This is a genomic window from Acinetobacter soli (genome assembly GCF_018139125.1).
GTDB lineage: Bacteria > Pseudomonadota > Gammaproteobacteria > Pseudomonadales > Moraxellaceae > Acinetobacter > Acinetobacter soli.
The window spans coordinates 1,506,345-1,529,770 of record NZ_CP073241.1 but is presented as its reverse complement, the minus strand read 5'-3'; the positions used below and the strand labels follow the sequence as shown (position 1 = coordinate 1,529,770).

Below are 23,426 nucleotides of genomic sequence, written 5' to 3'. Positions count from 1 at the left end.
TATTCCTAAAGGGAATATTAATTTCACTTTATTAAAGCAATTCTTATACCACGATGGTTTTTTGCACTTAATTTTCTCAATGTCAGACCTAATCAAGTTGCCTAAATCTTCGTTAGTAAATGCAATAAGGGTTTTGATTGACTACTGAAATGAAGGATGCTCTGTAAAAAGTTGGATCAGATGATCCATTACAGTTCTGATTCTTTTGGCCGTAATCAAATTACTATGCACCACTAACCAGATGGGTTGTTCAACCAGGGTATTTTCATTGATTTGAACAAGTCCTGATTGATTCGCAATAAAGTCTGGCAACAAACCAATGCCTAAGCCAGATTTCACAGCATCAATTTGTGTGGAAAGACTATTGGTTTCAATCTTAAAGTTTTGATTTCGTATAAAGTCTTTCATCCAGTGCGCAAGTGACAAATGTTGATGGGTATCGGCCCAGCCTACATAGTGATATTGATCAGGTTGAAGATCATTGTCTTGAATAAACTTCATGTAAGACGTGGCGGCATAGAGTCCAAAACGAAGTGTTCCCAAGCGTTTAATGGTGAGATTACCAGCGTCAGGTTGAATCGTTCTGATGGCTAAATCGGCATCTCGACGATGCAAGTTAGTGAGTTGCACACCACTATTAATTTCAATACGTAACTCGGGATGGCGAGAAAAAAGCGACTGTAAGGAAGGGATCACCAAACCATTGGCCAGATTTTCTGAAACAGCTAAACGAACTAGTCCCTGTGCTTGTGCATAATTTTGTCCACTTTCTGTCAGGCTGAGGGCTGCATTTTCGAATGCTTCTGCATTACCAAGTAAGGCTTCACCTTCGAGTGTAAGTTGATATCCTGTTTGATGTCGCGTAAACAGCGTCATGGCCATATCTTGCTCTAGGCGCTCCAAACGCCTCGATACGGTGGCAATACCCAAATTTAATTTTTCGGCAGCGGTGGTGAGTGTGCCTGTTCGGGCAACTGCAAGAAAAACTTTCACATCATCCCAATGCATATATTTTCCAAAAATGAAAAACTAGTTTTAATTATTATCTATATAAATTTCAATAATGGAAATAGATACTTCGGCTTTCACATGCTGAGGATATATAAATGTCTTTAAAATTATGGATAGCTTTGATTGTTTTAAGCTTGAGTAGCTTTGCCATTGTCACAACCGAATTAGCGCCGATAGGTTTACTTTCCGCCTTGGCACATGACCTGAATCAAAGCGAAGCCATCACTGGACTGATTGTGACAGGCTATGGTTGGGTGGCGGCTATCTCGGCGTTATGCTCGATCGTTTTGCTCATTCGGTTTCCACGAAAAATGGTCTTAATGATCATGCTGCTGATTTTGGCAATTTCCAATATCATCGTGGCCTATAGTTCATCATTTAATATGATTTTTTCTGCGCGTATTATCGGTGCAATTGCGCACGGTAGCTTTTGGGCCTTGATTGGAGCTGTCGCTTACAGTCTGGTTCCGAAACATAAATTGGGTTTGGCTACATCAATTATTTTTTCAGGTGTTTCAGTTGCGAGTATTTTGGGTGTACCTCTGGCGAGTTATCTGACTCAACTGAGTAGCTGGCGGCTGGCGTTTGAATTTCTGGGTCTTTTATCTTTCATTGTTTGTATTTTAATTCTGCTCTTTGTGCCCAAAATTCCAGATCAAGCCCCTTTAGCGTCTGGCTTTTTTAAAAAAGTGCTTCAGCATTCGACTTTAAATCGTTTATTTATTCTTACAGCACTGATCATTTCGTCACATTTTGCTGCATTTACATTTATTGAACCGTTTCTGAGCCAAATCGCACAGCTTGAATCGGGTCAGATCACATTACTTCTTCTTGTTTTTGGTTTGGCTGGTTTAATCGGCAATATCCTTGCTGGAAAGTTGATAGATCGACATTTACACACAATCATCTTGATCAGTTTAGTATTCATTTCGGGAAGTGTGTTTGCTTTTGGATATTTGGGGTATCACGTTACTTTGAGCATCGCGATCGTATTTTTGGCGTTGTGGGGCGTTTCAATTGCAAGCATATTTGTAGGGTTACAAACTTGGGTTTTGAAGCAGGCAGATGATTTGGCAAGTGCAGCCTCGGCAATCTATGTTGCAGTTTTTAATGCCAGTATTGGCTTGGGAGCGTTAATCGGGAGCTTCATGCTGCAATATGTCACGCTTAATCGAGCATTTGAAATCATTACAATCTTTCTAATTATTAGTCTTTATCTGCTGCAAAAATTTAACCGAACGCATTAATTAAAGATTGAATCGTATCTCTATTTCCAGTGTCATCTAAGTACAAGAAAAGTGGTGAAGAAATAGAAGATACGATTGCTTCAGGTCATGAAGAGCAATTACTCTTCGCTGCTTCCATAATTCATTACAGACAAGAGACGAATAGGCACCTGCACTAGTTTCTCTGGTCCATGAGGAATTTCACCTTCCAAAGTCAGGCAATCTCCTGGTTGCATGTGAAAAACTTCTTGTCCATGTCGATAAATCAGCTCTCCCTCGACCAGATACAGCATTTCTGTGCCTGGATGAGCGAAGGTCGGGAATTCTTCACTGGCATCATCCATACTCACCAGATACGCCTCAAAGTTCTTTCTTGGGCCTCTAGAATGCGTTAATAAACGATAAGTATGGCCTTTTTCAGTACCGCGGCGTACCACCTCCATACCATCTCCAGATTTAACCAGCATGGCATGACTTTCTTGCTGATCGTATTGACTAAATAAAGTCGACATTGGAATTCCGAGTACTTCGCACAGGCGGCTCAAGGTTTCCAAGCTCGTAGACACTTGTGCATTTTCAATCTTACTGAGCATGCCCTGACTAATCCCTGCAATCTGAGCTACTTCTGAGAGTTTGAGGCCTTGTTCCTGACGATGTCGTTTAATTTGAATACCAATATATTGTTCCAGCTTCACGCTGTTTTTGGTGTGTCTCATTATGGTTCAACTCTGCACTATTTTGATGACAATGAACTGAGAATTTTACTCAAAACAAAAAGTAGATGTAATACATTTAAAAAATCTTGTGATGAAATATATATTCTTATTGGGAATATATGGCGTATATGATCGTTTATTACAAAAACAAAAGAAATTTTTAAAAGTTGGCAAGGGATTTGCTTTCTTTATAGGAAACAAAGTTTCTTGTATTGAAAGCTAAACAATTTAAGAAACGAACGTGCATTTTTTGAGCCAAATACAGTTTTGCCATATTAGGAGTATGTCAATTATGTTGCAGCAAGCCGTGAAGGAGATGTTTGATCAATATGAATTGACCAGTCAACCGATGTACCGTCCAGAAGTACAAAAGGTCATTGATCAGCATCATTTAAAATATGTTTTGGCGCAATTTGTTGATATTCATGGTGCTGCCAAAACCAAGTCGGTCCCGATTTCGGGCTTAAAAGCAATTGAGAAAGACGGTGTCGGATTTGCAGGTTTTGCTATTTCTGGTATGGGAATGCAACCCCATGGTCCTGACTTTATGGTGAAAGGCGATTTATCTACTTTAACTCCAGTCCCTTGGCAACCGGGTTACGGACGGGTGGTCTGTGAAGGGTATGTGAATGGAAAGCCGCATCCATATGATTCACGTTATGTACTGCGCCAGCAAGTCGAGCGTCTAAAAGCTCAAGGCTGGACATTAAACACTGGGCTTGAGCCGGAATTTAGCCTGTTTCGTCGTGGCGAAGACGGCAAACTCAAAATGGTAGACGACTCCGATAATCTGGATAAACCTTGTTATGACTATAAAGGCTTGTCTCGTTCACGCGAATTTTTAGAACGATTAACTGAAGCTCTCATTCCTGTGGGTTTTGATATTTATCAGATCGATCATGAAGATGCCAACGGTCAGTTTGAAATCAACTATACCTATGCAGATGCCATGAAGTCGGCAGATATGTTTACCTTTTTCCGTATGGCTGCGGGTGAAATTGCCAACGATTTAGGCATGATTTGTTCATTTATGCCAAAACCTGACCCGAAGCGTGCAGGCAACGGCATGCATTTTCATTTGTCGATCGGCAGTGAAAAAAATAGCAATCTTTTTCATGATGCCAGTGATCCAAGTGGAATGGGTCTATCGAAAATGGCCTACCACTTTATTGCAGGTCTGCTTGAACATGGTCCGGCACTCTGTGCTTTTTGCGCACCAACGGTAAATTCTTATAAACGCCTCGTGGTGGGTCGTTCACTCTCTGGCGCGACATGGGCACCAGCCTTTATTGCATATGGCGGCAACAACCGCTCAGCCATGGTGCGTATTCCGTATGGTCGTATTGAGCTGCGCTTGCCCGATGCAGGCTGTAATCCTTATCTGGTGTCGGCTGCCATTATTGCAGCAGGACTTGACGGAATCGAACGCGAACTGATGCCACCACCGGCCTGTAATGAAAACCTATATAGCCTTGGGCTTGAAGAAATTGCAGCACGTGGCATTCAAACCTTACCGCAGTCGCTTAAAGAAGCCATTGATGCACTCAAAGCAGATCCACTGTTTGCACAGAAAATGGGATCTGAAATTGTGAACGAATTTATTGAACAAAAAAGCATGGAGTGGGTGGAATACTGCCGCCATGTGTCCGACTGGGAAATTCAGCGCTATACAGAGTTTTTCTAAAGCCTTAAACAACAAACAGATTAAAAATTAAATTTTGGAGACATCCTATGTGTGGAATCGTTGGTTTATATCTTAAAAATCCTGCGCTTGAATCCCAACTTGGCAAATTGTTTGAGCCAATGCTGCAAGCCATGACCGGTCGTGGTCCCGATAGCGCAGGCTTTGCGATTTATGGTGATGAGGTTCAAGACGGCTGGGTCAAATTAACCTTGCAAACCACAGATGAAACGTTTAACTGGCAGACATTTGCACAAAAGCTTCAAGCAAAATTATCTACAGGTTTTGACTGGTTTCAAAATGCAACTGCTGCCGTCGTAAAAGTTAAAGCAGATGAAGAAATAGTGCGTGCAGCAATCGATGAAATTGCCCCTGAACTAAAAATCATGAGTGTTGGACAAAGTATCGAAATTTTAAAAGGCATGGGCTTACCTGTCGAAATTTCTGAACGCTTTGGCCTTGCCAACATGAAAGGTAGCCACATTATCGGACATACCCGTATGGCCACTGAAAGTGCCGTAACCATGGAGGGAAGTCATCCATTTTCAACAGGTGCCGATTTATGTCTGGTTCACAACGGCTCGTTATCGAATCACGCACGTTTACGTCAAGAGTTAAAGCGTGAAGGTATTAGCTTTGAAACAGATAACGATACCGAAGTTGCAGCAGGTTATCTCACTTGGCGTTTACAGCAGGGCGATAATCTGGAGCAGGCGTTGAATCACGCACTCGATGATCTGGATGGTTTCTTTACCTTTGCGATTGGAACCCGTGATGGCTTTGCTGTTATTCGCGATCCGATTGCATGCAAACCTGCTGTACTGGCCGAAACCGAAGATTACGTTGCGATGGCCTCTGAGTATCAGGCATTGGCTTCTTTACCCAATATCGATCAAGCCAAAGTGTGGGAACCCGAACCAGCCACCTTGTATGTATGGGAGCGTTCGTCAGCCAAAACGAACGTAGCGGCATAAGTTAAACGGTTAAAAAATCAGGAGCAGCAGTATGAACAGCACAGTATTGGCAGACAAAATTGAGCAAACACTTTTAAAAGATACTTACGATTTAAATCTAGATAGCGTACGCGATCTCAATCAGGCATTGCATAGCAAGGATCTGGTCAATGAAATTGCACATTGGACGGTTAAAAACCCTGCGGGTATACATAATATAGCGGTGGGGATTAAAGCTCCGATTTCGGTCACCATTGATGGTCATGCAGGATATTACTGTGCAGGCATGAATCAGGAAGCGGATATTGTCGTAAATGGTAACGTTGGGGTAGGCGTTGCAGAAAACATGATGTCCGGCTCTGTGCGTATCAAGGGCAATGCCTCTCAGGCTGCGGGTGCAACTGCACATGGAGGATTGCTGGTAATTGAAGGGGATGCAGGCGCACGCTGTGGTATTTCTATGAAAGGTGTAGATATTGTCGTGGGAGGCAATATCGGTCATATGAGCTGTTTTATGGGGCAAGCGGGCCGTTTGGTCGTCTGTGGTGATGCAGGTGATGCACTGGGCGACTCTCTTTATGAAACCCGTATTTATGTGAAAGGAGCCGTAAAATCTTTAGGTTCAGACTGCATTGAAAAAGAAATGCGTGCTGAACATCTTGCCGAATTGGCGGAGCTGCTGGCCAAAGCTGGTTTTAACGAATCCCCAACCTCGTTTAAACGCTATGGTTCAGCCCGCCAACTTTATAACTTCAAAGTAGACAATGCATCTGCTTACTAAGATCAAACGTAGATCGGAGAAATAACCATGACACAATCAGCTACTCAATTTGAACCAGTACTACGTGAATCGGCTACGTTTGATCGTTTGACCATTCAGGAAATTCAACGTGCTGCCGCGACCGGAATCTATGATATTCGCGGTGGTGGTACCAAACGTCATCTGCCACATTTTGATGATTTATTATTGCTGGGTGCGAGTATGTCTCGTTATCCGCTAGAAGGGTATCGAGAAAAATGTGGTACCGATGTGGTTTTAGGCACACGTTTTGCCAAAAAACCGATTCATCTAAAAATTCCTGTGACCATTGCAGGAATGAGCTTTGGTGCGTTATCTGCCAATGCCAAGGAATCTTTAGGCCGTGGCGCGAGTATGGTCGGTACGTCTACTACCACAGGTGATGGCGGGATGACCCCCGAAGAGCGTGGGCATTCCGAAACGCTGGTATATCAATACTTGCCATCGCGCTATGGTATGAACCCAGACGATTTACGTAAAGCCGATGCCATTGAGATTGTCTTGGGGCAAGGGGCCAAACCTGGGGGCGGCGGTATGCTGCTCGGAATGAAAGTGACAGAGCGTGTGGCGGGAATGCGCACTTTGCCTGTCGGCGTCGATCAACGAAGCGCCTGCCGACATCCAGACTGGACTGGGCCAGATGATTTGGCCATCAAAATTGCCGAAATCCGCGAGATCACAGACTGGGAAAAACCGATTTATGTCAAAATTGGAGCAAGTCGTCCTTATTATGATGTCAAGCTTGCAGTTAAGGCAGGTGCAGATGTGATTGTACTCGATGGCATGCAAGGTGGAACAGCCGCGACTCAAGAAGTATTTATTGAGCATGTGGGAATTCCAATTTTATCTGCCATTCCCCAAGCGATTCAGGCTCTACAGGAAATGGGCATGCACCGTAAAGTACAACTGATTGTCTCTGGCGGTATCCGCACTGGTGCAGATGTGGCAAAAGCGATGGCACTCGGTGCCGATGCAGTCGCAATTGGTACTGCTGCCTTGATTGCTTTGGGGGATAACCATCCACGCCTTGATGATGAACTGAAAAAAATCGGTTCGGCATCAGGCTATTATGACGATTGGCAAAATGGCCGTGACCCTGCTGGAATTACCACCCAAGATCCAGAACTTGCCAATCGTCTAGATCCAATTGAGGGTGGTCGACATTTAGCCAACTATTTGCGCGTATTGGTTTTGGAAGCTCAAACCATGGCGCGTGCTTGTGGTAAATCACATCTACATAACCTCGATCCAGAAGATCTGGTTGCCCTAACAGTAGAAGCCGCTGCCATGGCACGTGTGCCATTGGCTGGAACCAACTGGGTACCGGGGCAACTCCAATATTAAGTATCGACCTTGTGAGCGTTATTTGAGCATAAAGCACCTAAAAAGGGTGCTTTATGCGTCGGGTGTTAATTCATTTAAAAATAGAAAAGAACAGGATAATTCAGATATGATGCTAATCCTTAAGTCACATCGTGGTGTACGGGTTTAGCTAATGAACTTTAAAAGTATTGAAAATTTTTATTGGGTGGCCCGTTTAAATAGTTTTAATAAAGCCGCAGTTAAACTTAATACCACACAACCTGCGGTGTCTCAGCGTTTAAATACCTTTGAGCAAGAACTTGGAGTCAAGCTTTTAGAGCGGACATCACGCAGCTTGCAATTGACCGAAAAAGGCCAAATCGTTTACGCCTACGCAGAAAAATATATTCAACTCAATCATGAGTTACTCAAAGCATTGTCTGAAAAAACGGCACTTCAGGCCACCATTCGCTTGGGTGTTGCAGAAACGATTGTACACACTTGGCTGGTCGATTTTATCGAGCAAGTGCAACAAGAGTATCCTGCTGTAACTTTCGATATTGTGATTAATATTACCCCCATGCTCAAACAAGCGGTTGAAGCGGGCGAACTGGATATGGCGTTTTTACTTGAATCAAGCTGTAATTTTGATTGTGTAGAAATACCACTATGTCAGTTTCAACACAGTTTTTTAATTGCACCACGTTTCCACAAACGCTTTTTAGAGCGTCAGCTTACTCTCAAGGATGTGTCCAATAGCACCATTTTGACTTATCCCAAAATGACCTATCCCTATATGGATTTAAAAAATCAGCTGATGCAGCACGGCTTAAAAGAACCTAAAACCATTACTAGTTACTCCTTAGCCACTTTAATTAAAATGACCGAAGAAGGTATGGGAATTGGGATTATTCCACATTTATCGGTGATTCACGAACTACGTGAAAAACGGTTACAGATTTTGCCCTCTGAGTTGGTATTAAAGCCATTTCGTTTTTCGTGTGTGTATATTGCGGGTAAAGATGATCTGGTAAAACAAAGTTTGTCGAAAATTGCGCAGCAGATTGCACAGCACTCACTGCGTAAGCTCAATAACCAGTTTGATGGCGATGATTATCGTTAAATACACGCTCAACCGCTCTGCATTTGATTAAGATGAGTTCTTAAATGAACTCATTTGGATGTGTCCAGATCAGCGCAAAAAAGTGCGTCATATAAGTGCAGTATGCACTATTAAAGTACTGATTTTTAATATTTATTTTTTTAGATATAACCGTAGCTAATCGATATCGATAAGCAAAGATTATTAATTAATTTTAAATCAAAAAAACCATATAAATGAATAAGTTATTTTTTATCATTCATGCTGTGTAAATATTGTTCCAATCCTGTCTGCTGTGTTTAAGTAAATAAGCGCCAACATTAGTGAAGAAACTAAAATCTGTTTCTTGCTCAGGGCAACGTGATTCCTCCTCAGGCTAAGCAAAGAGCGAATAAATTTTATGGACAAAAAGACATTTTTTAGTGAACGGCAGTGGGCGATTGTTGCCTCGATTTTCTTAATGGCAACATCAGCCATGGGGCCGGGTTTTCTTACCCAAACTGCAACATTTACCGTCAAAATGGGCGCTGCATTCGGGTTTGGTATTTTACTCTCGATTATTATTGATTATGTGGTACAGCAAAATATCTGGCGCGTGGTCACACTAACACAAAAGCGTGCTCCAGACATTGCCAATATTGCGTTGCCCGGAAGTGGCTATGTACTTGCAGTGCTGGTTATTTTTGGAGGATTCTTTTTCAATATCGGTAATATTGCCGGGGCGGCGCTCGGATTAAATGCCTTGTTTGGACTCGATACCAAATGGGGCGGTGTCATTAGTGGTGCTATGGCAATTATGATTTTTGCATCGCGTAAAGCCAGTTTGGTGGTCGATAAGAGCATGATCATTCTGGGTATTTTAAAAATCGCGATTATTGTCGTGGTGGCTTTTATTGTGGCACCGCCAATGGCCGATGCATTTCATCAAACGATTTTGCCAAGCCATGTCGACTTTGCCAGTATTACTACTATTGTAGGCGGAACAGTTGGGGGCTACATCTGCTATGCCGGTGCGCACCGATTGCTCGATAAAGGTGCCGTGGGTCCTGAGCACATTGCAGAAGTCTCACGTGCTGCAACCAAAGGCATTGTGGTGGTTGGCGTAATGCGCTATGTACTGTTCTTGGCGATTTTAGGTGTAGTGGTCAGTGGCGCAACCATTGATTTGGCATCGCACAATGCCAACCCAGCCGCTCAAGCCTTTCAATATGCTGCCGGTGAGTTCGGATTTAAACTGTTTGGCCTCATTTTTTGGGCAGCCGGTATCAGTAGTTCAATTGGTGCAGCTTACACTTCAGTTTCGTTCTTTACAGCATTTAAAAAAGACCTCGACCTCAAGCAGCGTAACTTTTGTACCATTATTTTTATTGCGCTTGCATTGTTGCTCTATGTCTTGATTGGCGCAACGCCAGCGAGCCTATTGGTATTTGTCGGCGGTTTAAACGGTCTGGTTCTACCGATTGGTCTGACTATCTTTGTATATGTTGCCGCATGCCGTAAAGATATGCTCGGCGGCTACAACTACCCAATGTGGCTGACCGTTTTAGGCGTACTGACCTGCTTGCTTACGTGGTACATGGGTTATGTATCGTTTAACACGATTTTTAATTACCTCAAAACTCTATAGGACATTCCCATATGCGTATCGATTTGAATAGTGATTTAGGTGAAAGCTACGGATCTTGGAGCATGGGGAATGATGCACAGATTCTACCCATTGTCAGCAGCGCTAATATTGCCTGCGGTTTCCATGCCGGTGATCCGCTGGGTATTTTTAATACCTTGAAACAGGCAGCACAGTTACAGGTGACGGTCGGGGCACATGTGTCTTATCCAGATCTGGTCGGTTTCGGGCGCCGTAATATGCAGCTTTCTTACGATGAACTCATGACTGATGTGATGTATCAGATTGCGGCTTTGCAAGGTTTAGCCAAAGCGGCAGGCACCGAAGTGAAATATGTAAAGCCACATGGCGCGCTGTACAACACGATTGCCACAGATTTGGAGCAGGCCAGAGCCGTAATTGATGCAATCAAAAAGATGGATTCAGACCTGACGTTGGTGGCACTTGCTGGTTCAAGCTTGATTAAATATGCCCAGCAGCAAGGCCTTCAGGTGGTGGCCGAAGCCTTTGCAGACCGTGCGTACAATGCTGATGGATCATTGGTATCGCGTCGGTTGCCTGGTGCGGTGCTACATGATGCCGACTTTGTGGCACAACGTGTAGTGAGTATGCTCAAAGAAGGAGGTGTTGTCTCAATTGATGGTCAATTTACACCAATCGATGCACAGAGTATTTGCTTGCACGGCGATACCGAGGGCGCATTGGCGATGGCAGCAGCCATACGTGAGGCCTTGATTCAAGAGGGTATCGAGATCCGCTCATTTTGTGAGGGCACTTAAATGAATCAGCTACAATTTGCCCATGGTGAAGCGCTTTATGCTGCAAAGCAAGCACGCTATGACATTCGTAATGGCTTTGACCTCCCGACGGCTGGCTTGGCGGCGGGCCTAACGCAGGTCAACATGATTTCGGTTCCCAAGGCATGGGCCTATGACTTTTTACTGTATAGCCAGCGCAATCCACAAAGCTGCCCTGTACTTGATGTAATTGAAGCTGGCCAGTTTCAAAGCAAACTCATTCAAGAACCTGGCCATGATATTCGCACCGACTTTCCGCGGTATCGAATTTGGGAACACGGTCAATGTACCGATGAAGTGACCGATGCCACTTCCATCTGGAATCAGCACAACGACTTGGTGACGTTTTTAATTGGATGTAGTTTCTCCTTCGAAACAGCTCTGATAGAGGCTGGTATCGAAGTCCGTCATATTCAAGACCAACGAAATGTTCCGATGTACCTCACCGATATTGAATGTGTTCCCGCAGGACGAATTTCAGGTCGACTGGTCGTCTCTATGCGTCCAATTAAAGCATCACAAGTGAGTCAGGCCGTACAAATTACTGCAAAAATGCCCAATGTTCATGGGGCGCCAGTGCATATTGGCCACCCAGAAAGCTTGGGAATTTCAGATCTGAATTGTCCAGATTTTGGCGATGCACCTCGCATATTAAGCGATGAAATTCCGGTCTTTTGGGCATGCGGTGTGACGCCACAAGCTGCTGTCATGCAATCAAAAATTCCGTTTGCGATCAGTCACGCGCCGGGACATATGCTGATCACCGATGTGCCAGATCGGGCATGGATGCGCTAAGGATAAGGAGAACTTCGAGATGCGATTTTTATCTGTAAATAGCGACAGTCTTCTAATCGAACTGGGTGATTTACAACACACCATGCAGTTGTATCGACATTTGCGAGACGCCGCGCATCCGCATATACGTGAAATGGTACCTGCCGCAGCAACCATTTTAGTGTATTTCAATCCGCTTCAAATCACTGCCAGAGCACTCATCCATTGGATTAAAGCACAAAAACCAAGTGCCGATACGCAGTCAAATCATCGTCATATCGAGATAGAAGTTTGCTATGACGGGCCTGATTTACCGCATGTCGCTGAACTACTCAACTTATCAGTAAAAGAAGTGATTGAGCGACATATTCAAGCGCCGTGGCAGGTGGCATTTATTGGTTTTGCACCCGGCTTTGGTTATTTAAGCCGTGCAGACCAGCCCTTTGGTAGCGTACCGCGACTGGATTCACCACGTAAAAAAATCCAATCCGGTTCGGTGGCATTGGCAGGTGAATATTCTGGGATTTATCCCAAAGATAGTCCCGGCGGTTGGCAACTCATTGGGCAAACCACCTGCAAAATGTGGGATCTGACACGCGAGCATCCGGCATTATTACTGCCCGGCGATCAGGTTCAGTTTATCGATGTGACGCATCGACCAACCCATGTGGCTGTACATGATGTGGACCTTAAAACGGCTGATGTCGCACAGTCTGAGCTTTTGCCTGTTTTAGAGGTATTACAGGCAGGCCTGCAAACCCTGATTCAAGACGAAGGCCGCAAGCACGTCGCCGCCATGGGCGTAGGCGCGGCAGGTGCCATGGACCGTGCTGCTTATCATTTGGCTAATCAGATTGTGGGTAATCGCCCAGATGCGGCGGCACTTGAGGTGCTCAACGGTGGAGTAAAATTCAAAGTATTAGCACCCACTGTTGTCGCTGTGACAGGGGCACAGAGCAATATTTGGGTGATTGATCGAAATGCGGTACGTAGTCGTGTTTCTGGTTATACCGCATTGGCACTTGATCCAGAAGACATGCTTCAGATCGATCCACCACAGGCTGGAATACGCAACTATCTTGCCGTGCGTGGTGGCGTTGCCACTGCACACGTATTAGGAAGCGCAAGTTACGATACTTTGGCTGAGTTAGGGCCAGCCCCTTTACAGGTACATGATCTGATCTGTGTGGGTAACGCTGCTGTAAGTGCGGTTGAACTTTATGCGCAGGCACCAGAGCAGCTAGCGAAAGTCGGTGAAGTTATCGAAATCGATGTGGTTTTAGGGCCACGCACCGACTGGTTTGAACCGGAAAGTATTCAGCAGTTTTTTAAGCAGCAATGGCAGGTCACACACGAAAGCAACCGCGTGGGATTGCGTTTAAAGGCACCACATGGATTAAAGCGACAGATTCAGCAAGAGCTACCCAGCGAGGGAACCTGTACAGGTGCTTTACAAATCCCGCCCAATGGTCAGCCCGTTTTGTTTATGAATGATCACCCTTTGACTGGCGGTTATCCGGTATTGGCGGCTGTTGCCACACACGATCTGAATAAAGTTGCGCAAATTCCGCCGGGTGCTTTCATTCAGTTTCGCCAATTTACACATGTTTTAGATTTGGACGCCGAGTAAATAGATAATGGACAAACAACATAAAATTTTAATTGCCAACCGTGGTGAGATTGCAGTACGTGTCATTCAGGCATGTAAAGATTTAAACATTCCATCTATTGCGGTGTATGCCGATGATGATATTGACAGTTTGCATGTTCAATATGCCGATGAGGCATGGGCATTGTCTGGCGTTACCGCCAAAGAGACTTACCTGAATATTCCGCGTTTGATTGAAATTGCACAAAATGCGCAGGCCACCATGATCCATCCTGGCTATGGCTTTTTATCTGAGCGTGCCGAATTTGCGCAGGCTGTGTTAGATGCCGGCCTGATCTGGATTGGGCCTTCGCCAGAAAGTATTGAAAAGTTAGGCGACAAGATCGAAGCCAGAAAAATTGCGGCATCGGTGGGTGCTCCGTTGGTTCATGGTACAGCTCAGCCCTTAAACAATGCCCAAGAGGCACTTGAATTTGCTCAAACCTATGGCTTACCTATGGCCATTAAGGCTGCATTTGGTGGCGGTGGCCGCGGTTTGAAAGTGGCATGGCAGCTCGAAGAAGTTGAAGCGTTGTATGAGTCTGCGGTACGTGAAGCCATTGCTGCATTTGGTCGTGGTGAATGTTTTGTCGAGCAATATCTGGATAAACCCCGTCATCTGGAAGCGCAGATTATCGCCGATCAGCATGGTCATGTCGTAGTGGTGGGAACCCGTGATTGTTCATTACAGCGACGCAATCAAAAATTGGTGGAGGAGGCACCTGCACCGTTTATTGATGAACATATACATCAACAAATTCTTAGCTCATCGACCAATATTTGCCGAGCTGCGCAATATGTGGGTGCGGGAACGGTCGAATATTTACTGAGTCGAGATGGCAAATTATCTTTCTTGGAAGTAAACACCCGCTTACAGGTTGAACATCCGGTCACGGAAATGACCTCAGGCATCGATCTGGTTTGTGAACAAATCCAGATTGCATTGGGTCGGCCTTTAAGTATTCAAGAGACACCACAACCTCAAGGTCATGCAATCGAGTTTCGAATTAATGCTGAAGATCCGGCGCGTGGCTTTATTCCAGCTTTTGGACGGATCGAAAAATTTACCGCACCTTTTGGTCTGGGGGTGCGTCTCGATACTGGTGTGCTCTCGGGCAGTCTGGTGTCTAGTCACTTCGACTCACTGATGGCCAAGCTGATTGTATACGGCCCAACCCGAGAGATTGCATTGCAGCGCGCCCGACGAGCACTTGCGACTTTTGAAATTGAAGGCGTTGCATCGGTATTGCCATTTCATCGAGCAGTACTGACACAACCGGATTTCACTGAAAATTTTCAGGTGCATACGCGCTGGATTGAACAGGATTTTCAGCATAACTTTGATGTTGCACCGCGCAGTTCGCTGAGCAGTCAAAGTGGTGTACAGCATTTTATGCTGGAAATTGACGGTAAGTTACACCGCGTGGGTTTACCGATAGGCATGTTTAGCGGCTTTGCAGCTCAGTCTCAACCGAGTCGTGAAAGTCTAGTTGAGCAAAGCAGCAGCCCAAATGATGTGATTGCACCGATTAATGGGGTCATTACTACATGGAAAGTTCTAGAAGGTGCGCAGGTTGCAAAAGGTGAGGTGATTGCGATTATGGAAGCCATGAAAATGGAGATTCAAGTAATGGCACATCAAGCTGGTACACTGCAACATCTGGCTCAAACCGGAAAAACCTTGAAGGCAGATGAAAAGATCGCGGAAATCATCGCGACTTCTTAAAACGCTGTCTTTTAAATAGCCGATGTTATTATTTAAACACTCGGGAGATGCGATAGGCAGCCCCCGAGTATCGAGATTTAGTCAATCAGTTCAATGGCAATAGCAGTGGCTTCTCCGCCACCAATACACAGCGCCGCAACACCTTTACGCTTGTTCAGACGTTTGAGTGCATGAATCAGCGTTACAATAATACGTGAGCCGGAAGATCCAAGTGGATGCCCCAAGGCGCAGGCACCACCATGAATATTGACTTTTTCAGGATCAAGCGCAAAGGCATCAATGGCTGCCATGGTGACCATCGCAAAAGCTTCATTGATCTCCCAAAGGTCGACTTCCTCAGCCGACCAACCGACTTTTTTCAGTAACTTTTCAATTGCACCCACTGGTGCGATCGTAAACTCTTCAGGGCGCTGCGAATTTGAGACGTAACCCTTAATTTCGGCCAATTGAGGCAACTGACGCGTTTTGGCTTCTTGTTCGGACACAATCAGCAGTGCAGAGGCGCCATCACTAATTGAACTAGAATTGGCGGCAGTCACTGTTCCATCTTTGGCAAAAGCTGGTTTTAAGCTTGGTATTTTATCAATTTTGGCATTGCCCGGATTTTCATCATGTACAACGGTGATGTCACCTTTACGTGTTTGAACAGTCACAGGCGTAATTTCAGCGTCAAAATATCCTTCGGCAATGGCTGTTTGTGCCCGCGTTAAAGACCGAATGGCAAAGGCATCCATGGCTTCACGAGTATAGTTTTTCTGATCGGCCATTTCCTGCGCATAAGAACCCATCGCGCGGCCAGTGTAGGCATCTTCAAGACCATCTAAAAACATATGGTCAAGCACCTGACCATGGCCCATACGATAACCCGAACGCGCTTTAGGCAACAGATATGGCGCATTGGTCATCGATTCCATACCGCCCACTACCGCAATCGAAATACTGCCGGCTTGAATGGCGTCGGTTGCAAACATTGCAGCTTTCATGCCTGAACCACAGACTTTATTAATGGTGGTTGCACCCACATGATCGGGGAGTCCGGCTTTACGCATCGCCTGTCGTGCAGGACCTTGCTTTAATCCGGCAGGTAGCACGCAGCCCATAATTACTTCATTAATATCATCGACTGCAAGCTGAGTCTGTTCAACCACGCGTCGAATGACCACGGCACCTAAATCGGGGGCCTGCAAATCGGAGAGACTGCCTTGAAAACTTCCCATCGGGGTTCGAGTGGCTGCGGCAATGATGACTTTTGACATGTTCAATTCCTTCTTTTGGGGTTTGACAGATCGCCATCAAACCCATCATGAAAATTTAAAATACGGGAGGGCTGTAGGTCAGGGTTTTGCCTAAGATCCAAAGTAAAAACATCACCAAAGGCAAATGTACCACCAGTTGAGTCACGGTAAATCCAATCACGTCTTTGGCTTTGAGTTTCAAGATTCCCAACATGGGCAGCATAAAAAATGGATTGATTAAGTTTGGTAAGGCCTCGGCTGCATTGTAGATTTGTACCGACCAACCTAAATGGTACTTTAAGTCGATCGCAGCCTGCATGACATACGGCGCCTCAATGATCCATTTGCCGCCACCAGAGGGTACAAAAAATCCCAAAATAGCCGAGTAGATTCCCATCACCACAGCAAAGGTATCATGCGAGGCAATCGAGACAAAAAACTCGGCAATATAATGCGACAATGAAAAATCTTGCGCATTCACTGCTTGGGTCATAATAAAGGCAATACTGCCGTAAAGCGGAAATTGAATCAGTACACCCGAAACCGCAGGTACAGCTTTACTCACGGCATTTAAAAAGTTGCGTGGTGTGCGATGCAGAGCAAGGCCGAGCATCAGAAAAATAAAGTTGTAGGTGTTCAGGCTGGAAATGGCAATAATCGGATTGTTTTTAGAAAACTCAAGAGCCATCCAGATTAAGCCGAGTACTACCACCAAAATGGTTAAGATTGGAGAGTTTTCGAGCCAGTCTCCCGGACGATTAGACTTCTCCTCGACTTTTTCATCTTCGTCAAAATCAAGCTGGAAATCTTGCATCGTTTTGACGTTTTGCCCTTTTGGCGCCGACCAGTAGGCAATCACGATCGAAACAATCACCAGTACCAGTGTCATGACTAAAGATTGCCACAAAAAAATGGTTTCGGTAAATGGAATAACGCCGGTGAGATTATAAATCGATTCTGGCAGACTGGCCTTGTTGGCTTGAAGCTGTGCGGCAGATGAGCTAATTCCCAATGCCCATGTGGCGCCCATCCCAATGATTGCAGCAGCCGCAGCAGCGCGATAATCCATATTGAGTTCTTTACGCTTGGCTAGTGCAATCACCAGTAAGGCCGTCAAAATGGTACTGATCGCCCAGTTGACCAACGACACCAGTAAGCTCACTGTCGCGACCAGCACAATTGCACTACGGCCCGAATGTGGAATTCGGGCCATTTTATGAATCAGTTTTTTAACCGGTGCCGACACCGACACCACATAACCGACAATAATCAGCATGGTCATTTGCAGCGTAAAGGGAATCAGGCTCCAAAAACCGTTTCCAAAAGCACCAGCCACATCTTTAACTGGTGCACCAATAAAGATGGCAGCCACTGAGACAATAATCACGCCCAATAAGGCAAAAATGTAGGAATCGGGGAACCATTTTTCAGACCAGTTACTGACTTTTAGCGCAAAACGCTCCAATAAAGCGGGTTGTTTATCCATAATCAACATCCATTTTGTCGTTTTAGATAGATACACCGAATCGGCATAAGGCTGCCGATTCGGTTTTTTATTTTAAAATTCCGTCATGGAACCGGTTTTTTATCATCAGCAACATCGCTTAAGCGGGTGCTGTATTGCGTAGCGTTACACCTGTTGCGGCCTGAATGTCTTCGAAGCGAACGCCGTCGGCCAGTTCAATCAGTTCAATCCCACCGTCGACTACATCCATCACACCCATATCGGTGATAATACGATGCACGACGCGCTGACCTGTGAGTGGCAAGTTGCAGTTTGGCACTATTTTAGGTGAACCATCTTTTGCGCAGTGCTCCATCAGCACCACAACACGCTGTACACCGACCACCAAATCCATGGCACCACCCATACCTTTGACTTTTTTGCCGGGAATCATCCAGTTGGCTAAATCGCCTTGCTCAGAAACTTCCATCGCGCCCAGAATAGCGATATTTACATGACCACCTCGAATCATGCCGAAGGATTCACTGCTCGAAAAAAACGCTGCGCCGGATCGGGCAGTCACGGTTTGTTTACCTGCATTGATTAAATCGGCATCGACGCTGTCTTCTGTTGGAAACTCACCAATACCGAGTAATCCATTTTCCGATTGCAACCAGACTTCAACATCTTCTGGAATATAATTGGCCACCAAAGTGGGTAAACCAATGCCTAAATTTACATAAAATCCGTCTTGTAACTCTTTTGCGGCACGTTGTGCCATTTGCTCGCGGGTCCATGCCATGATTATGCTTCCTGTGCTTTTAGGGTTTTTTGTTCAATCCGCTTTTCCGGGGTCGCATTGAGCACCACGCGATTGACAAAAATACCGGCCAAATGAATGTCATCTGGATCTAATGTACCGGTCTCGACAATTTCCTCGACTTCAGCGACGGTGATTTTGCCAGCCATTGCACATTCGGGATTAAAGTTTCGAGCCGTTTTACGAAAGATTAGGTTGCCGGCTTTATCGGCCTTGTAGGCTTTCACCAGTGCGATATCGGCAGTGAGAGATTGCTCTAAAATATAGGTTTTGCCGTCAAATTCACGTTGCTCTTTACCTTCTGCAATGAGCGTACCGACACCGGTTTGGGTATAAAATGCAGGAATGCCTGAGCCACCGGCACGCAATTTTTCGGCCAGCGTGCCCTGAGGGGTGAGTTCGACCTCAAGTTCACCATTGAGATACTGACGTTCGAACTCTTTATTTTCACCGACATACGAAGAAATCATTTTTTTGATTTGACGGGTTTGCAGTAATAACCCTAAGCCAAAATCGTCGACACCCGCATTGTTGGAAATACAGGTGAGGTGCTTCACTTGCGTATCTTTGAGCGCATTGATTAATGCTTCTGGTATGCCACATAAACCAAAACCACCAACTGCAATGGTTTGATGATCTTTGACGATGTCCTGAAGTGCATCGGCTGCACTTGAATAAACTTTATTCATTGTCTTTACTCATAATCCCTTGTTTTTAGTTTTAGCATTTGCAACTTGCTTAAAGAAGTTGAAAATTTTAAAGGTTTAATGAGGAAAACTTATTAATGATGCTGATTTAACAATCAAAGACAACACGATAACGACAATCGCAAATCAAAGGACAAAGCTGAATCCATCATAAAAAGCCCATCATCAGGCGCTTTTTAAAATCGAGGCATAAGAAAAACGTGTGAGCGCTTCAATAAACTGTAACGAGACATTGGAGAGTTCACCATCTTTTTTATAGACAATCCCGACCGCCTGATGCACATCGCTGTTTTCGATTTCAAGCAAGACATTGTGTTCTTTATCGATAAAATTTTGAAAATGACGCGGAATGGCACTGACTCCTATATCGAGTGCGACCAAACTTGAGAGGGTACTGATTTGATGGCACTCAACTTTCAAATCTAAAATTAAGCCGTGTTGTTGTGCATTTTGTTCGAGCAGATGCCGCACAATCGATGGATGTTGTAGCGTCACAAACGGGCAGGCATATAATTCAGGCCACTGCACGCTATTTTGCTGAGCCAATGGATGATGCTTAGGCACAAGTGCCAAAAAGTCTTCATCAAAGAGTGGTTTAAATTCAAGCTGTTCGTTCATCACAGGCTCAAAACAAATACCCAGTTCGAATATACCATCCAGAACATTTTCAATAATTCGTTCGTTGGGAATATCGTGAATGGAAAAACTGAGATTTGGATGTTCACTGGAAAAAATCTTGATCACCTCAGGCAAAATAGCATGGGTCACAAAGGGCATAGAGGCGATGCTGAGTGTGCCACGGTGTAATTTAAAACGCTGTTTGACGTCTTTTTCCATGTCTTCCCAGTTGGCCAGCAATTTACGTGCAAATGGAATCAAGGAGAGGCCTTCTTGGGTCAGCTCGACACGTCGGGTATTGCGCTTAAACAGCTTTCCGCCCAGTTCTTCTTCGAGAGATTTAATGCTTAAGCTCAATGCAGACTGACTCAAATGTAGCTCAGTTGAGGCACTGGCGTAATTCAACGTTCTTGCGAGTACCAAAAATGCTTTCAGTTGCTTGAGGGTCATGCGAGGTCATCCTGATCGATTTTTTGATTTTTGTTATGTAATTATATGGAATTTATCAAGTTTTATGCGGTTATTTTTGTAAAACCAGTGTGTCGTGCTGATTCGTTTTAAGGGATATAAAACGTTAAGATTTTTTGAAATAGATTCATATTAAAATAATGCGACATTTATTTATTAAAATGATTAATGAGTTTTTTAAAATAAACAATTTGTTTTATAAATAAATAGGAATATTGTTTTTTATAATATTAAAACCATGATTTTTAATGATATAAATTTATTTATTAATAAATTAAAATTAATCTTCTTGTATTTTTTCTTTTTGTTGATATTTTAAAATATTAAAGCGGTTTTATATTTTAATGATTGCTTTTTATTTTAAGCAATTGTGTCGAGACAAGGATGAGGTCGGCCAAAACCCACGTTTAGGCAAGATATGGGGGCTGTACCTGAGATGTATTCTTGGTAATGGAGTAAAAGAATATGTGGGAATTATTTGTCATTTTGCTGTCGTTAGGGCTGCTGATGTATACAGCCTATCGCGGCTTCTCAGTCATTTTAATGGCACCGCTATGTGCCTTATTAGCGGTGATGCTGATCAATCCAGCCAATGTTTTACCATTTTATTCGGGCGTATTTATGCCCAAAATGGTTAATTTTATTAAAGATTACTTTTTAGTATTTTTGCTTGGTGCAATTTTCGGAAAAGTGGTCGAAATGTCTGGTATTGCAGAGTCGATTGCCAAAACCATTGTGAACTTGATTGGGGCTAAAAAAGCCATTTTGACGGTGGTATTACTCGGTGCAATTCTGACCTACAGCGGTGTGAGCTTGTTTGTGGCAGTATTTGCGATTTATCCGTTTGCCAATCAGTTATTTCAGCAGGCCAATATTCCAAAGCGTCTGATTCCGGGGACCATTGCACTCGGTGCATTTACGTTTACCATGGATGCATTGCCTGGAACGCCCCAAATTCAAAACGTAATTCCAACCACATTTTTTGGAACCAATATTTATGCCGCGCCATTCTTGGGCATTATCGGGGCAATTTTTGTATTGTGCATGGGCTTGGCTTATCTGGAGTGGCGTCGCCGTGTGGCTGCAAAAGCAGGTGAAGGCTATGCCGGTTTTGATCAAGCAGATCTAGTGGCGGCGAGCACCGTGGTCGATGCTAAAAATAATGGCTCGGCTGGGCGTCAATTATTGGCATTTGTCCCCCTGATTTTGGTTGCAGTCATGAACAAGTATTTGTCGGGTGCCATCAAAACATGGTATCCCAACGGATTCGATTTCAATGCGATTGGCCTTGCAAATTACACGGTCGATGTTGCAAAAACCGGTGCCATCTGGGCTGTTGGTCTGGCACTCATCGTCGGGATTATCGCGGCCGTTCTGTTTGATTATCAGCGTGTGGTAAGTCAGTTTAAAGAGGGGGTTAATGCCAGTATCGGCGGGTCTTTGCTTGCGGTCATGAATACCGCATCGGAGTACGGATTCGGTGCCATTATTGCAGCCTTACCGGGTTTTGCACTCATTAGCCATGCCTTGAGTAATACCTTTACCAATCCATTGGTCAATGGCGCGATTACCACCACCACGCTGGCCGGGATTACCGGATCTGCATCGGGCGGTATGAGTATTGCGCTCAGTGCAATGGCCGAACAATACAACGCTGCGATCTTGGCTGCGGGCATACCGCCTGAAGTGATGCATCGCGTGGTAGCCATGGCATCGGGTGGTATGGATACGCTACCGCACAATGGCGCTGTCATTACCTTGTTGGCCGTGACGGGATTAACACATAAGCAATCGTATAAAGATATTTTTGCAGTCACGATAATCAAAACCATGGCCGTATTTGTGGTGATTGCCGCATTTACATGGTTCGGTATTGTCTAACTCATATTAAAGGTGTACACGCGCAATCGTTATGCGTTGTACACCACTTACCGCATGAAAAATAGGAGAGCGCAAGTGACTCAACAACTCGAAGCAAAAGTTGCGTTTATTACAGGTTCTGCCAGTGGTATAGGGCTGGAAATTGCCAAGAAATTTGCCCAAGAAGGCGCAAAAGTCGTTATATCAGATGTCAATGTACAAAAGTGTGATGAGGCTGTGCAACAGCTTAAAAATGAAGGATTTGAAGCACTGGCTGCACCTTGTGACGTTACCGACGAAGCCGCATTCCAAGCTGCGCTGCAACAGACCAAAAGCGAGTTTGGAACCATTGATATCTTGATTAACAATGCTGGCTTTCAGCATGTTGCGGCTATTGAAGACTTTCCAACCGATGTGTTTCAAAAGCTGGTTGGGGTCATGCTGACGGGTGCTTTTATCGGGATCAAGCATGTTTTTCCGATCATGAAAGCGCAGCAATCGGGGCGCATTATCAATATGGCGTCTATTAATGGTGTGATTGGTTTTGCAGGTAAAGCGGGCTATAACAGTGCCAAACACGGCGTGATCGGACTGACGAAAGTCGCTGCGCTGGAAGCTGCCAAAGAGGGTATTACGGTAAATGCTTTATGCCCGGGCTATGTCGACACGCCACTGGTGCGAGGGCAAATTGCCGATCTGGCCAAAAACCGAAATGTAAGTGAATCCACTGCACTTGAAGATGTGATTTTGGCAATGGTGCCGCAAAAGCGCTTACTGTCTGTTGAAGAAATTGCCAATTACGCGATTTTCCTGTGTAGCGATAAAGCCGCAGGCGTGACGGGTCAGGCGGTGCTCATTGATGGTGGTTACACTGCACAATAATCACTTGCATTAAAAAAAAACGGTACTTGTACC

At 44.7% G+C, this 23,426-nt stretch carries 20 protein-coding genes; 13 read left to right on the top strand and 7 right to left on the bottom strand.

The genetic code is table 11. From position 1 onward, the window contains the following. Positions 1 to 141 precede the first annotated feature (141 nt). Positions 142 to 1,008, bottom strand: a complete 867-nt coding sequence (locus tag KCV09_RS06970) for a LysR family transcriptional regulator (RefSeq protein WP_088459244.1) — start codon at positions 1,006 to 1,008, stop codon at positions 142 to 144. Between the two features lie 98 nt (positions 1,009 to 1,106). On the opposite strand from KCV09_RS06970, the gene KCV09_RS06965 reads away from it, so the two are divergent. Further along, complete coding sequence (locus KCV09_RS06965) at positions 1,107 to 2,258, top strand: MFS transporter (RefSeq protein ID WP_151815547.1); 1,152 nt, start codon at positions 1,107 to 1,109, stop codon at positions 2,256 to 2,258. Positions 2,259 to 2,356: 98 nt separating this feature from the next. On the opposite strand, the gene KCV09_RS06960 is transcribed toward KCV09_RS06965, so the two are convergent. After that, positions 2,357 to 2,953 carry a helix-turn-helix domain-containing protein gene (locus KCV09_RS06960; protein ID WP_004939122.1) on the bottom strand — a complete coding sequence of 199 codons (597 nt, stop codon included), beginning with the start codon at positions 2,951 to 2,953 and terminating at the stop codon, positions 2,357 to 2,359. Between the two features lie 292 nt (positions 2,954 to 3,245). On the opposite strand from KCV09_RS06960, the gene glnT reads away from it, so the two are divergent. The 10 genes from glnT to KCV09_RS06910 all read left to right on the top strand — a co-directional run bounded on the left by glnT (position 3,246) and on the right by KCV09_RS06910 (position 15,359). Continuing rightward, complete coding sequence (gene glnT, locus KCV09_RS06955; RefSeq protein WP_228301575.1) at positions 3,246 to 4,637, top strand: type III glutamate--ammonia ligase; 1,392 nt, start codon at positions 3,246 to 3,248, stop codon at positions 4,635 to 4,637. A 47-nt stretch (positions 4,638 to 4,684) separates the two neighbouring features. After that, entirely contained in the window at positions 4,685 to 5,608 is a 924-nt protein-coding gene (locus tag KCV09_RS06950) for a class II glutamine amidotransferase (protein ID WP_212515720.1), read from the top strand. A gap of 31 nt (positions 5,609 to 5,639) precedes the next feature. Further along, the gene (locus KCV09_RS06945) at positions 5,640 to 6,368 is read left to right on the top strand and encodes a GltB/FmdC/FwdC-like GXGXG domain-containing protein (protein ID WP_004948533.1); all 729 of its coding nucleotides are present in this window, start codon (positions 5,640 to 5,642) and stop codon (positions 6,366 to 6,368) included. A gap of 27 nt (positions 6,369 to 6,395) precedes the next feature. Beyond that, positions 6,396 to 7,730, top strand: a complete 1,335-nt coding sequence (locus tag KCV09_RS06940) for an FMN-binding glutamate synthase family protein (protein WP_004939108.1) — start codon at positions 6,396 to 6,398, stop codon at positions 7,728 to 7,730. A 151-nt stretch (positions 7,731 to 7,881) separates the two neighbouring features. Beyond that, positions 7,882 to 8,811: a LysR family transcriptional regulator gene (locus KCV09_RS06935; protein ID WP_025094928.1), complete on the top strand. Its 930-nt coding sequence runs from the start codon at positions 7,882 to 7,884 to the stop codon at positions 8,809 to 8,811. Positions 8,812 to 9,190: 379 nt separating this feature from the next. Continuing rightward, on the top strand, positions 9,191 to 10,417 hold the full coding sequence (locus KCV09_RS06930) for an NRAMP family divalent metal transporter (protein ID WP_004939104.1): 1,227 nt from the start codon (positions 9,191 to 9,193) through the stop codon (positions 10,415 to 10,417). 11 nt (positions 10,418 to 10,428) lie between these two features. Continuing rightward, a complete protein-coding gene (locus tag KCV09_RS06925; protein ID WP_151808301.1) occupies positions 10,429 to 11,193 on the top strand; it encodes a LamB/YcsF family protein in 765 nt (254 codons plus the stop codon). Then, positions 11,194 to 12,006, top strand: coding sequence for a putative hydro-lyase (locus KCV09_RS06920; protein WP_004939095.1), 813 nt, complete (start codon positions 11,194 to 11,196; stop codon positions 12,004 to 12,006). Between the two features lie 19 nt (positions 12,007 to 12,025). Next, positions 12,026 to 13,615 carry a 5-oxoprolinase subunit B/C family protein gene (locus tag KCV09_RS06915; protein WP_151815545.1) on the top strand — a complete coding sequence of 530 codons (1,590 nt, stop codon included), beginning with the start codon at positions 12,026 to 12,028 and terminating at the stop codon, positions 13,613 to 13,615. 7 nt (positions 13,616 to 13,622) lie between these two features. After that, positions 13,623 to 15,359: an acetyl/propionyl/methylcrotonyl-CoA carboxylase subunit alpha gene (locus KCV09_RS06910; protein WP_212515719.1), complete on the top strand. Its 1,737-nt coding sequence runs from the start codon at positions 13,623 to 13,625 to the stop codon at positions 15,357 to 15,359. 77 nt (positions 15,360 to 15,436) lie between these two features. Here KCV09_RS06910 and KCV09_RS06905 read toward each other — a convergent pair whose 3' ends face one another. From KCV09_RS06905 to KCV09_RS06885, 5 genes are all read right to left on the bottom strand, one after another. After that, entirely contained in the window at positions 15,437 to 16,615 is a 1,179-nt protein-coding gene (locus tag KCV09_RS06905) for a thiolase family protein (RefSeq protein WP_212515718.1), read from the bottom strand. A gap of 55 nt (positions 16,616 to 16,670) precedes the next feature. Continuing rightward, the gene (locus KCV09_RS06900) at positions 16,671 to 18,080 is read right to left on the bottom strand and encodes a short-chain fatty acid transporter (protein ID WP_004948517.1); all 1,410 of its coding nucleotides are present in this window, start codon (positions 18,078 to 18,080) and stop codon (positions 16,671 to 16,673) included. Between the two features lie 118 nt (positions 18,081 to 18,198). Beyond that, positions 18,199 to 18,840 carry a 3-oxoacid CoA-transferase subunit B gene (locus tag KCV09_RS06895; protein ID WP_149930213.1) on the bottom strand — a complete coding sequence of 214 codons (642 nt, stop codon included), beginning with the start codon at positions 18,838 to 18,840 and terminating at the stop codon, positions 18,199 to 18,201. A gap of 2 nt (positions 18,841 to 18,842) precedes the next feature. Further along, complete coding sequence (locus KCV09_RS06890; RefSeq protein ID WP_151964831.1) at positions 18,843 to 19,547, bottom strand: CoA transferase subunit A; 705 nt, start codon at positions 19,545 to 19,547, stop codon at positions 18,843 to 18,845. A 183-nt stretch (positions 19,548 to 19,730) separates the two neighbouring features. Then, positions 19,731 to 20,633: a LysR family transcriptional regulator gene (locus KCV09_RS06885; protein ID WP_025094920.1), complete on the bottom strand. Its 903-nt coding sequence runs from the start codon at positions 20,631 to 20,633 to the stop codon at positions 19,731 to 19,733. Between the two features lie 483 nt (positions 20,634 to 21,116). Between KCV09_RS06885 and KCV09_RS06880 the strand changes: the two genes are divergently transcribed. After that, positions 21,117 to 22,532: a GntP family permease gene (locus KCV09_RS06880; protein ID WP_004939072.1), complete on the top strand. Its 1,416-nt coding sequence runs from the start codon at positions 21,117 to 21,119 to the stop codon at positions 22,530 to 22,532. A gap of 75 nt (positions 22,533 to 22,607) precedes the next feature. After that, positions 22,608 to 23,393 carry a 3-hydroxybutyrate dehydrogenase gene (locus KCV09_RS06875; RefSeq protein ID WP_025094919.1) on the top strand — a complete coding sequence of 262 codons (786 nt, stop codon included), beginning with the start codon at positions 22,608 to 22,610 and terminating at the stop codon, positions 23,391 to 23,393. Positions 23,394 to 23,426: the final 33 nt, after the last annotated feature.